This is a genomic window from Cupriavidus sp. BIC8F (assembly GCF_032465815.1).
Lineage (GTDB): Bacteria > Pseudomonadota > Gammaproteobacteria > Burkholderiales > Burkholderiaceae > Cupriavidus > Cupriavidus necator.
Genome location: NZ_CP136095.1, coordinates 2,598,221 through 2,609,690, shown reverse-complemented (window position 1 = coordinate 2,609,690; position 11,470 = coordinate 2,598,221). Strand labels below are relative to the sequence as shown.

Below are 11,470 nucleotides of genomic sequence, written 5' to 3'. Positions count from 1 at the left end.
TAGATGCGATGGCGTTGGCGTTGCGTCATTGCGGCTGCAGCCCGATGGCCTTGGCCAGGCCGCGGTAGCGCGCCGTCTCGCCTTCGTAGAAGCGGGCCGCCTCCTGCAGCGTCATCGGCGTGGCCACGATCTGCATCTGGGCTTCCAGCCCGGCGCGCACGGCGGGATCCTTGAGGACATTGCCGAGCGCCAGGTTCAGGCGCTGCACCACCTCGGGCGGGGTTCCCTTCTTCACCATGAAGCCGGTCCAGATCGTGAAGGCGAAGTTCTTCAGCAGCTTGCCTTCGCTGATGGTGGGCACATTGGGCAACAGCGGCGCCCGGGTGGCGCCCGCGGTGGCGAGCAGCTTCAGCCGTCCCTGCTGGGCCATCGCGCCAAGCGCGGCGTTGAACGGCACGATGGCGAAGTCGAGCTGGCCGCCGCCGAGGTCCTGTACCAGCGGGGCCGCGCCCTTGTAAGGGACGTGGGTCATCCTGGTGCCGGTGAGCTGCTGCATGTGCTCGACCAGGATGTGGTACAGCGAGCCCACTCCCACGCTGCCGTAAGACAGGGGCTGGTCCTTGCGGCTGCGCGCCAGGGCGATCAGTTCGTCCGCGGAGTTGGCTTCCAGGTCCTTGCGTGCGATCAGTGCCAGCACCGCGGTGGAAATCGGCTGCACCAGCTGGAAGTCCTCCGCCTGCAGCTTGGCCGCGGCATTGGCCAGCGGAGACAGGATCACTTCGTTGGGAGAGCCCTGGAACAGGTAGTAGCCGTCGCCCGGCGCCGACAGCACCTTCTGCGCGCCGATGGCGCCGCTGACACCGCCCAGGTTCTCCACCAGCACGGTCTGGCCGAGCTGCTTGCCGACGGGCTGGCTCAGCACGCGGGCGATGGCGTCGGAGGCGCCGCCGGCGGGATACGGCACCATCAGTGCGATCGGCTTGGCGGGATAGGATGCGGCCGCCGCCCCGGTCGCCCCCGCGGTTGCGGTTGCGCCGGCCAGCACGGCGGCAAGCAGGCCGCCGGTCAGTCTCGCCAGCGGGCGGCGCAGGCATTGTGTGAGGGTCATCGTCGTCTCCTGATCATGGATGCCGCGTCTGTCTTGTTTGCCCCGGCGGGACGCACGGCTTGCAGCCATGTTAGGAAGGCGGCAACCTGATGTCCAATGCATCATTTTTCTCATTATCATTACAAGATTGCATGCGAGGACGGTAATGAACCTGATTCAGCTCAAGCACCTGATCGCGCTGGCGGAGACCGGCTCGTTCAGCCAGGCTGCCGCGCGGCTGCATCTGACGCAGCCGGCACTCAGCCGCAGCATCCAGGCCCTGGAAGCCGAGCTGGGCATGCCACTGGTAGACCGCATCGGCAAGCGCAACGAACTAACACCGTTCGGGCAGCTGGCGCTGGAAAGGGCACGGCGCATCGCCTTCGAGGCTGGCGAGCTCAGGCAGAGCGCGCTGGCGTTGCAGGCCGGCCAGGCGGGGACGCTGCGCATCGGCCTGGGATCCGGGCCGGGCGCCATGCTGATGACGCCGTTGCTGGTGCATATGGCCAGGCATCATCCCAGGGTCAGGCTGACCATTTCGCGCGGCGCGACCAATCTGCAGCTTCAGCAGCTGCGCGCCCGCGCGCTTGACGGCGTGGTCATCGATCTGCGCTCGCTAGTGCCGGGCCCCGACCTGCGCGTGGAGCGGCTGCCGGACCTGCGCGCCGGCTTCATCTGCCGCAGCGGCCATCCGTTGTGCAAGCTGCGCCGCGTGAGCTTCGACGATCTGCTGGCCTATCCGATCGCTTCCAGCCCCTTGTCGGACGAGGTGGCGCGCATCCTGATCGCCCACTTCGGGCCACGCGCCCATCCCGACCAGATGGTCACGCTGCGCTGCGAGGAGATCTCCAGCCTGGTGGAAGCGGCCCGCATCACCGATGCGGTGTTCCTCGGCATCATCGCCGCCGCGCGCGAGCCCATGGCAAGCGGGGAACTGGTGGAGCTGGCATTGACGCCGCCCCTGCACACCAGCGCGCAATTCGCGCTGATCACCTTGCAGGGACGGACCGAGACGCCCGCGATGGAGATGCTGCGGGCATTCATGGCAGAGAGGATGCGGGAGTAGCGGCGCTGCCGCCTGTCAATCCAGCCCTGGATTGGCCAGAAAGATGCCGGGACCTTCGAAGTCCTTGCTGTTACGCGTGGCCATTGGCTTGTGCTACATAGTGCAAACCTCGTTGATCAGCACTTCCCTGGTCAGCATCGGCCAGCCCGCCGTTGCGCATTCAGCGCTTCCGCGCGCGCCTTGACGTCGCGTGCCACCTGGTCGAACCCCTGCTTCACCCAGGCACCGTGCTCGCGCATGATGGTCTCCGCGTTCAGCCCCAGGAACAGGTCAGTGGTGAAGTAGCGGGTGCGCCCGGGCCCGGCGGCTTCCAGGTACTGGTCGCGCCGGGCGGCATCCTTGTTCTCGTCGGTGGGGCGCTGCTCCCACGAGAGCAGGCGCTCCGGTTCCCACGCCACCAGGTACTCGTTGACCGGGATGACCTGGTCGGTGCCCGGGATGCGCACCTGCATGTGCACCATGTCGCCGAGCCGGCCGGTGGTCTCCAGCCCGGGGCAGAACGTATTCCATTCCGCGTAGCGCGCAAAGTCGGTCAGCACTTCCCACACCAGCGCTACCGGCGCGTCGATTTCCACCTGGATCGACGTCACGAGATTCTCCGCTTTGGCCATTGGCCCCTCCTTCATGAAAGTCATTGGGAAGGGACACACTAGAGCCGTGCGTGTGGGCTTTGCATACCCCGAACGGACGAGTCCGGGTGGACGAAGGCGATGTTGTCGGGGTCATGCAGATTGATGCTTGCCCCGAGGGCGCGCTGTCCGGCGGCGACGCGCGGCGGGGTCTCAGTCTCCAGCTGCTGTGAGCTTGGTGCCGGCCATCCGGGATGGCTGGCATTTTTTTTGGTTCGTCGTCAGACTCCGGGGTGGGGCGCGGATCTTGAGGAAGAGCGGTCTCTCGCAAACGTCGGGCCGCGCGCAGGCCCACACACTTCAGGAGAACTCATGTTTGACCACGTCAAGTTCGGAGTCAGCGACTATGCAGCGAGCAAGGCGTTCTTCCTCAAGGCACTCGAACCGCTCGGCGTAGCTGTTGCCTCGGAGGGGCCGCCGACGTACGGTGTCGAGCTTTGCCCAACGGGTAAGGCTTCATTGTGCCTGTTCCAGACCGAGGAGAAGCCGGCGCATCTACACCTGGCGTTCACGGCCGAGAATCGCCAGCAAGTCGAAGCTTTCCATCGCGCGGCTCTGGAGGCCGGTGGCAAAGACAATGGTGCGCCCGGTCTGCGCCCGCATTACCACGCCAACTACTACGCAGCGTTCGTCATTGGCCCGGACGGGCACAACATCGAAGTGGTTTGCCACCAACCCGAGGCCTGACCTTTCCATCGAGGGAGGATTATTTCCCGTCCGGATATCCCAGCTTCGGATACCAGTCCGCCCCTCGGCCCTCCGGCGTGGTGTCCAGCAGAGTCCACAGCGGATCCAGGTCCGGCGCGCCCCTCGGGTCCTGACCCGGGTCAGCCGAGAGGGCGTACATCTCGCTGCTCCAGAAATGGCGGATCTTGCCGTCCCGGCGCGTAAAGACCGAGTAGGCCGGGACGTCGGCATCCTCGGCGCTGACATAGTCGCGGGTGAAATCGCCATCAACGTCCGCATAGACCTTCAGCTTAGTCCAGCCCCGCGCCTTCTTGGCGGCGACAAGGCGGTCGATGGGCGAGCGGGCGATCATCGCCAGCGCCACGCGCTGCTCGATGTCCGGAACCTTGTGATCCCACGACGCCATCACCGACGTGCACATGGGGCAAGGCTGTTCCCGCTGAGGTCCGAACATATAGCTGTAGATGACCAGGGTGTCCTTGTCACCGAACAGTTCGGCCAGCGTGACCGGACCGCGTTCTCCCTGGAAGGTATAGCGCTTTGTCACCTCGCCGCCCGCGGGCAGGCCGCGGCGCTGTTCGGCCACGCGCTCAATGTGGCGCCGCAGCTCGATCTCCTCCGCGAGCAGCGCATTGCGCGCCTTGCGGTACTCCGCGCTTTCATTGGGAAACCGGACGGGGTTTTGTTGCGCCAGCTCTGATGACGGCATGAGTTTTGCAGTGGTGTTCATGTCGGTCCTCCTGCCAGGATAGCTATCGCGAATGGCCAGGGAATGTGATGCCGTCGCGCTGCGTCGACAATTCCGCGGCCCTCTCGTAGTTCGTGTCAGCCCGGGTCGGAATGTTCCGCGCCATGCAGGGCCGATGCCGCCTGTCCCTTTCCATTTGAGAAAGGACGGTGGAGAAAGCCGCGATTCCAGCCCGGCCTGCCTTCCCCTCATCATGTCTTTGGCGCAATAACGCGGCAGATGCCTGCCGCCCTCCGACCGCAGCCCGTCCTTACGCGCCAGTGCGAGGGCCGTGCCTCACATCGGCACGCTGCGGCGGACCAGCAAGGAGCAACTCTGATGAAGATCGTATTCCTGGACCGTTCCACCATCTCGCCGCAGACCACGCTGCGAGCGCTGCCGTTCCCGCATGAGCTCCAACTCTACGGGGAAACGGCTGACGAGGACGTCGCCGCGCGCATTGCTGCCGCGGACGTGGTCATCACCAACAAGGTGAAGCTGGATGCCCGCCAGCTTGCGCAGGCACCGAATCTGAAGCTCATCGCCATCGCGGCAACCGGCACCGATGTTGTCGACCTGCGAGCCTGTGCCGCCCGCGGCATCGTCGTCTCCAACATCCGCAACTATGCCGTCCATACGGTGCCGGAACATACCTTTGCCCTGATCTTCGCGCTGCGGCGAAGCCTGGCGGCCTACCACGATGCGGTCCGGCGCGGCCGCTGGCAGGAATCCGGATCCTTCTGCTTCTTTGACTATCCCATCAAGGACTTGCACGGGTCGGTGCTTGGCATCGTCGGCGACGGCGTGCTCGGCCAATCGGTGGCCAGGATGGCGAGTGCGCTGGGCATGCAACCGCTGTTTGCGGCCCACAAGGGACGCGAGGGCATGGGCCCGCTCTACACGCCTTTCGACGAGGTGCTGCGTCGTAGCGACATCATCACCTTGCATTGCCCGCTGGTGGCGCAGACACGCAACCTGATCGACGCCGCGGAGTTCTTGAAGATGGAACGGCGTCCGTTGCTGATCAACACCGCCCGAGGCGGGCTGGTCAATGAAGCGGCGCTGGTGGAAGCGCTGCAATCCGGAAAGGTGGCCGGGGCCGGCTTTGACGTTGCGACGCAGGAGCCGCCCGGCGCGGAGCACCCGTTCCATCAGTTGAAGGATGCGCCGAACTTCATCCTGACCCCGCACGTTGCATGGGCCAGCGACGAAGCCGTGCAAGGCCTGGCCGACCAGCTTGTCGACAATATCCGTGCCTTCGTGCAAGGAGCACCCAGGAACGTGGTGACCGGATGACGTGCCCGCCAGACGAAGGATGGGGAAGACAATGAAAGCAGCAGGACTCAAGGTGCTGGTTGCACCTGACTCGTTCAAAGGCAGCCTCTGCGCGACTGAGGTGGCGGATCGCATCCGCGCCGGCATCCGGCGCGCGGTGCCTGGTGCGGACGTCACCGTGGCGCCGATTGCCGATGGCGGCGAAGGGACCGCCGAAGTCCTGGCGGCCTCGCTTGCGGGCGTGTGGGAGGAGGTGGTCGCCATCGATGCCAATGGCGTGCAAAAGCCGGTACGGTACTTCCGCAGCCGCACGCAGGAGTTTGGCGAGCTCGCGATCGTCGAGGTGGCAGAAGTTGTCGGCCTTCCGCACGCCCTGGTAGCGCCCGGGCAACGCACGACCAGGGGAGTCGGCCATGTCATCCGGGCGATCGCTGAGCGGGGTGTCGATACCATCGCGATCGGGCTGGGCGGATCTTCCACCAATGACGCAGGTGCCGGCCTGCTGGCGGAAACCGGCTTTTGCTTTACCGATGCGCGGGGCAACGCATTGTGGCCAACCCTGGATACGCTGGACGCGATCAGCGCCGCAACGTTTCAGCGGCCTGCGCAGCTTGGCGGCGTCCGGCTGCTGGGCCTGTCGGACGTCAACAATCCGCTCTGCGGGCCAAACGGCGCGACCTTTGTCTTCGGCCCGCAGAAGGGCGTGCAAGACCTGGCCGCTGCGGATGCCCGGCTGGACCGGTTTGCAAGGCGATGCGCGGCCGTCGTCGGGCTGGATCTTGCCGATGCGCAAGGCAGCGGCGCCGCCGGCGGCATCGGCTTTGCATTGCGCCTGCTCGGCGCCGAGATCGTGCCGGGCGCGGCCTTTGTGCTGGGTGCTGCGGGCCTCGATGCCGGGCTCGGCGCCTTCGACTGGGTCATTACCGGCGAGGGACGGTCCGATGCGCAGACCATGATGGGGAAAGGTCCTGCCATGATCGCGCGCATGGCGCGCCAGGCGGGTGTGCCGGTGACGCTGCTCTCAGGGGCCGTCGAGCCCGATGCCGGGCTGGCCGAAGCCTTCGACGGGTGCATCTCGATCCAGCAGGGGCCGGTATCGATCCACTTTGCGATGGAGCATGCGGCGGCATTGCTTGAGGATGCTGCGTGCCAGCTTGCGCGCCTCTACATCGCCGCCAGCCGCCAGGAAAATCGCCCGGGCGTATAGCAAAAGAGTCTCCCCGCCAGGGGAGACCTTCCACGCACCGAAGGCGCTTAATCCGCGCGAATATTCGATGCCTTGACCACACGCGACCAGGACGCCAGTTCCTGGTCGACGAACTTGCCCAGCTCCTGCGGCCCCATGTAGGCAGCGAAGGCACCTTGTTCCTCGATCTTCTTCCTGTACGTGTCGCTGGCGACGATCTTCTTCACCTCCTGGGACAAGCGCTCGACGATGGCCGGCGGTGTATTCGCCGGCGCAAACAGTGCAAACCAGGATTCCACCTCATAGCCCGGCAGGCCAGCCTCCGCGGTGGTCGGCACATTGGGCATCGAGGGATGGCGCTTCGGTCCGGCATAGGCAAGCGCCTTGATCTTGCCCGCCTGCACATGCCCGATCACGCTTGGCGGGGTCGTGATGAACATGTCGACCTGGCCGCTGATCAGGTCGGTGATCACGGGCCCGGCGCCCTTGTACGGTACGTGCGTCATCGGCACCCTGGTCTGCCGCGCCAGCATCTCGCCGGCGATATGCTGGATCGAGCCATTGCCGGACGAGGCATAGAACAGGCCCTTGCCATTGCTTTTGCCGTAGGCGATCAGTTCGGCTATCGATGTCGCGGGCAGCTTGCCGCTGACGGCGATGACGTGCGGCGCGCGCATGACCAGCGCCACCGGGACGAAGCTGGACGGCTTCCAGCGGATCTGCGGGAACAGCGCCGGATTGCCGACGTGGTAGCCGGAGTACTGGAGCAGCAGCGTATAGCCGTCCGGCGCGGCGCGCGCCACGGCTTCGGTGCCGATATTGCCGCTGGCACCGGGCTTGTTGTCCACCACCACGGGCTGGCCAAGCGCGGCCTGCAGTTGTTCGCCAACCAGGCGCGCCACGATGTCGGTGGATCCGGCCGGTGCGCTGGGCACCACCAGGGTGACCGGCTTGCTGGGGTAGGCGTTGGCGCTGTGGGCCGGGGCGGCCGCAGCCAGGGCTGCCAGGGCGGCCGCGGCGATCGTCATGCGTTTCATGGGGGTCTCCTCCATCGATTTGTCGGGTGGGCCGATCTTCAGTCGACCAGTTCTGATATTTCGATCAGGTTCAGGTCCGGATCGCGCACGTAGACCGAGCGGATCTTCTGCGTGGCGCCGGTGCGCGCCACAGGTCCTTCGACAATGGGCCACTGGCATCGCTGAAGATGGGCGATGACCTCGTCGAGCGGGACCGAAGCGATAAAGCAAAGATCGAGTGCGCCGGGCACGGGCAGGTGTGCCTTGGGCTCGAACTCGGCGCCGCGCTGGTGGAGATTGATCTTCTGGTTGCCGAAGCGGAAAGCCAGGCGACCGTTGCCGAAGGTTTCAGGCTGCATCCGCATGACTTCGGTGTAGAAGTGCCGCGTGGCTTCCAGGTCCACGCAGGTGAGCACCAGATGGTCAAGATGGTCGATCAGGGACATGATGGTTTCCAGGCAGGTGTCAGGGTTGGAAAGCCCGCTGTTCGGGGATCGCGTCGGCGGCAGGCATCGGATGCAGGTCGAGGCGGCGGCCGGCCTTCAGCAGCTGGCTTGGGACGTCATGGCCAATCAGGCCCGGCAAGCGCGCGGCGGCATGCAGGATGGCTGCCAGGTCGACGCCGGTGTCATAGCCGTCCAGTTCAAGCATATGGACGAGTTCTTCGGTGCAGACATTGCCGGTCGCGCCCGGGGCATACGGGCAGCCACCGAGGCCGCCCAGCGAAGCGTCGAAGCGGTCGATGCCCTGGTCCAGCGCAGCGAGCGTGTTGGCCAGCGCCAGGCCCCGGGTATTGTGGAAATGCAGGGTCAGCGCCAGGCTGGGGAACTGCCGCCGCGCGGCCTCGCACAGCCTGGCGACCTGGGACGGAAACGCCATCCCAGTGGTGTCGCACAGCGTCACGCCGTGAGCCCCCAGGTCAGCGAAGCGCTGCATCCAGCCCAGCACGTTTTCCAGCGGCACGTCGCCTTCCATCGGGCAACCCATCGCGGTCGACAGCGAGATGTTGATCGCGGTCGGCGTCTCTCTTACCACGCGGATGACGTCGGCAAGCTGGGCAAACGATTGCTCGCGCGACATGCGCAGGTTGGTGCGGTTGTGGCTTTCGCTGACCGACATCACCAGGTTGACCTCGTCCACCTGGCAGGAGAGGGCGCGCTCGGCGCCGCGCACATTTGGCACCAGCACCGTGTAGACCACACCCGCGCGCCGCGCGATGCGATGCATCACCGCTTCCGCGTCGCGCAGCGCGGGAATCGCCTTGGGCGAGGTGAAGGAAGTCACCTCGATCCTGGCGTAGCCGCATGCGCTCAGGGCGTCGATCAGGGCGACCTTGTCATCGGTCTCGACAAAGCGGGCCTCGTTCTGGAAGCCGTCTCGCGTGGCGACTTCATGTATGTACACCTTCCTGGCAGTCATGCCGGTCTCCTTGTCAGATAATCCCTGCCGCGCGCCATGCCTCGCGCTGCGCCGCGCCGATGCCAAGGCCTTCCAGCACTGCGTCGGTATGCTGGCCAAGCGCGGGGGCGGGGTTGGGCAGTGCGCCGGGGGTGGCGCTCAGCTTCGGCACGATGCCGGGCAACCGGACGGGCGTGCCGTCCGGCAATTGCGCGTCCAGGATCATGTCGCGCGCGCGGTAGTGCGGATCGCTGGCGATATCGGCGATGTCGTAGATCTTGCCCGCGGGGATGCGGGCGCCATTGAGGGCGTCGAGGGCCGCTTCGAGGCTGCGCTGTGCCGCCCATTCACCAATGGCGGCGTCGAGCATTGCGACCTGGCTGACCCGGCCGTCGTTGTGGGCCAGGGCAGGGTCGTCGCGCAGGTCGGGGCGCTCGATCATGTCCATCAGCCGCCTGAAGATGCCATCGCCATTGCCGGCGATCAGCACGTACTTGCCGTCCGCGCAGCGGTACGCATTGGTCGGCGCGATGCCGGGAAGACTGCTGCCGGCCGCTTGCCGCACGGTGCCGAACACCGAGTATTCCGGCAGCAGGCTTTCCATCATGCTGAACACCGACTCGTACAAGGCCACATCCACGACCTGGCCCTGGCCGCCGTTCTGCTCCCGGTGCCGCAACGCCAGCAGGATGCCGATCACTCCGTGCAGGGCGGACAGGGAATCCCCGATGGACACCCCCACACGCACCGGAGTGCGGCCCGGCTCGCCGCTCAGGTGGCGCAAGCCGCCCATCGCTTCGCCAATGACGCCGAAGCCCGGCCGGTCGCGATAGGGCCCGGTCTGGCCATAGCCGGACACGCGCAGCATCACCAGCCCGGGGTTGGCCGCGCGCAGGCTGTCCCAGCCCAGGCCCCAGCCTTCGAGCGTGCCCGGGCGGAAGTTCTCGATCAGCACGTCGCTTTGCGCGGCCAGCTTGCGCACGACTTCCTGGCCTTGCGGCGTGCGCAGGTCCAGCGTGACGGACTGCTTGTCGCGGGACTGTGCCTCCCACCAGACCGAGGTGCCTTCATGCAACAGCCGCCACTTGCGCAGCGGATCGCCCGTGCCCGGCGGCTCGACCTTGATCACTTGCGCGCCGAACGCCGCCAGCATGCGCGCGGCAAACGGCCCGGCGATCAGTTGTCCCAGTTCCAGGACGCGTACGCCGGCAAGGGGCTTTGACTTGCTTGTTTCCATCTCCATGGCTCCTGCTGTGTGCTGGAGATAGTGGGTCAAAAGCCGTTGCCTGGTAATCGATGGATTCTCAACTGTCCTTTCCTTGCGGGAAAAGGTGGTCCATCTTGCTGTACGGGGGCACCACGACCGGCACAACCCGCCGCTTTGTTGGCTATCCCAGGCGGATCAAGGCTTGCATTGAGATGCCGCGAGCGGGGAGTGCCGTTTGACAAGGCGCGATCGGCTTACTAGCCTTTCCTGACTTTCAATCCTGTCGGCGCGTGTCGCCATGTCTTGCGGCGAAGGCAATACCATGATCAATCCTGCCCATTTCGATCTCCAGTCCCTGCGCGTCTTCCAGCTGGTGGCCCAATGCGGCGGGTTGACGCAGGCGGCGAACAAGTCACACATGACGCTCTCCGCCCTGAGCAAACGGATCGCGGACCTTGAGCGCACGGTGGGATGCGCACTGTTCCTGCGCGTTCGGCGCGGGCTTGAGCTGACGCCCGCTGGCCATGAGCTTGTCCAGCACGCGCGCATGGTGCTCGACAAGGTCAACCAGATGGCGGGCGAGATGAGCGACTTCGCCATCGGCGTGCGCGGACACGTCAAGGTCTGGGCCAATACGTCAGCCGTGATCCAGTTTCTTCCGCACGACCTGGCAAGCTTCTTGGCCTCGCAGCCGATGATCAGGATCAGCCTGGAGGAGCGCCTGAGCCAGGACGTGGTGGTGGCGCTGCTGTCCGGTGAAACCGATATCGGCGTGTTCGCCGACAACGTGCCGGCTTATGACGTCAGCAAGTCTGTCTATCGGCGTGACCGCCTGGTCGTCCTGGTGCCTGCCGGGCATCCACTGGCCGCGCGCTCGGAAGTGAGTTTCGACGAAACCCTGGAGTACGACTTTGTCGGCCTCAACCAGGGCAGCTCGCTGCTGCAGCGTCTGACCGACGCTGCATCGGCACTGGACAAGGTCGTGCGGCTGCGGATCCAGGTCAGCAGCTTCGATGCGATCTGCCGGATGATCGAGGCGGGCCTGGGCATCGGCGTCCTGCCGGATGGCGCGGTCCGGCCCGAACTGCTGGGGGCGGGGCTGCATGCCGTCTACCTGTCCGACGCCTGGGCATCACGCATTCTCTGGCTGGGCGTGAGGGATGAAGCAGCTCTCCTGCCGGAGGCAAGGACGCTCCTGGAGCATCTGCGCGCAGCGGGCTCTGCCAGCGCGAGTGGCTGATGGCACAGATGT

12 protein-coding genes are annotated in these 11,470 nt (G+C 65.8%); 5 read left to right on the top strand and 7 right to left on the bottom strand.

Going from position 1 to position 11,470, the window contains the following annotated elements; translation table 11 throughout:
* Positions 1–25 precede the first annotated feature (25 nt).
* Positions 26–1,048 carry a tripartite tricarboxylate transporter substrate binding protein gene (locus tag RS901_RS32035; protein ID WP_316154665.1) on the bottom strand — a complete coding sequence of 341 codons (1,023 nt, stop codon included), beginning with the start codon at positions 1,046–1,048 and terminating at the stop codon, positions 26–28.
* A 145-nt stretch (positions 1,049–1,193) separates the two neighbouring features.
* Between RS901_RS32035 and RS901_RS32030 the strand changes: the two genes are divergently transcribed.
* The gene (locus RS901_RS32030; protein ID WP_316154664.1) at positions 1,194–2,093 is read left to right on the top strand and encodes a LysR family transcriptional regulator; all 900 of its coding nucleotides are present in this window, start codon (positions 1,194–1,196) and stop codon (positions 2,091–2,093) included.
* A gap of 131 nt (positions 2,094–2,224) precedes the next feature.
* On the opposite strand, the gene RS901_RS32025 is transcribed toward RS901_RS32030, so the two are convergent.
* Positions 2,225–2,704, bottom strand: coding sequence for an SRPBCC domain-containing protein (locus tag RS901_RS32025; RefSeq protein ID WP_316154663.1), 480 nt, complete (start codon positions 2,702–2,704; stop codon positions 2,225–2,227).
* A gap of 330 nt (positions 2,705–3,034) precedes the next feature.
* Here RS901_RS32025 and RS901_RS32020 point away from each other — a divergent pair, with 330 nt between their 5' ends.
* Positions 3,035–3,409 carry a VOC family protein gene (locus RS901_RS32020; RefSeq protein ID WP_316154661.1) on the top strand — a complete coding sequence of 125 codons (375 nt, stop codon included), beginning with the start codon at positions 3,035–3,037 and terminating at the stop codon, positions 3,407–3,409.
* A gap of 19 nt (positions 3,410–3,428) precedes the next feature.
* On the opposite strand, the gene RS901_RS32015 is transcribed toward RS901_RS32020, so the two are convergent.
* The gene (locus RS901_RS32015) at positions 3,429–4,139 is read right to left on the bottom strand and encodes a DUF899 domain-containing protein (RefSeq protein WP_316154660.1); all 711 of its coding nucleotides are present in this window, start codon (positions 4,137–4,139) and stop codon (positions 3,429–3,431) included.
* Positions 4,140–4,475: 336 nt separating this feature from the next.
* Here RS901_RS32015 and RS901_RS32010 point away from each other — a divergent pair, with 336 nt between their 5' ends.
* The gene (locus RS901_RS32010) at positions 4,476–5,432 is read left to right on the top strand and encodes a D-2-hydroxyacid dehydrogenase (protein WP_316154658.1); all 957 of its coding nucleotides are present in this window, start codon (positions 4,476–4,478) and stop codon (positions 5,430–5,432) included.
* A gap of 31 nt (positions 5,433–5,463) precedes the next feature.
* Positions 5,464–6,618 carry a glycerate kinase gene (locus RS901_RS32005; RefSeq protein ID WP_316154656.1) on the top strand — a complete coding sequence of 385 codons (1,155 nt, stop codon included), beginning with the start codon at positions 5,464–5,466 and terminating at the stop codon, positions 6,616–6,618.
* A 47-nt stretch (positions 6,619–6,665) separates the two neighbouring features.
* Here the strand turns inward: RS901_RS32005 and RS901_RS32000 are convergent, their stop codons facing one another.
* Genes RS901_RS32000 through RS901_RS31985 form a run of 4 tightly spaced genes read right to left on the bottom strand, consistent with a single transcriptional unit; the run spans position 6,666 to position 10,248 of the window.
* A complete protein-coding gene (locus RS901_RS32000) occupies positions 6,666–7,634 on the bottom strand; it encodes a tripartite tricarboxylate transporter substrate binding protein (protein WP_316154655.1) in 969 nt (322 codons plus the stop codon).
* A gap of 38 nt (positions 7,635–7,672) precedes the next feature.
* Entirely contained in the window at positions 7,673–8,059 is a 387-nt protein-coding gene (locus RS901_RS31995) for a VOC family protein (protein ID WP_316154653.1), read from the bottom strand.
* Between the two features lie 19 nt (positions 8,060–8,078).
* Positions 8,079–9,032, bottom strand: a complete 954-nt coding sequence (locus RS901_RS31990) for a hydroxymethylglutaryl-CoA lyase (RefSeq protein ID WP_316154651.1) — start codon at positions 9,030–9,032, stop codon at positions 8,079–8,081.
* 13 nt (positions 9,033–9,045) lie between these two features.
* Positions 9,046–10,248 carry a CoA transferase gene (locus RS901_RS31985; RefSeq protein ID WP_316154649.1) on the bottom strand — a complete coding sequence of 401 codons (1,203 nt, stop codon included), beginning with the start codon at positions 10,246–10,248 and terminating at the stop codon, positions 9,046–9,048.
* Positions 10,249–10,540: 292 nt separating this feature from the next.
* Here RS901_RS31985 and RS901_RS31980 point away from each other — a divergent pair, with 292 nt between their 5' ends.
* Positions 10,541–11,458, top strand: coding sequence for a LysR family transcriptional regulator (locus tag RS901_RS31980; protein WP_316154647.1), 918 nt, complete (start codon positions 10,541–10,543; stop codon positions 11,456–11,458).
* Positions 11,459–11,470 lie beyond the last annotated feature (12 nt).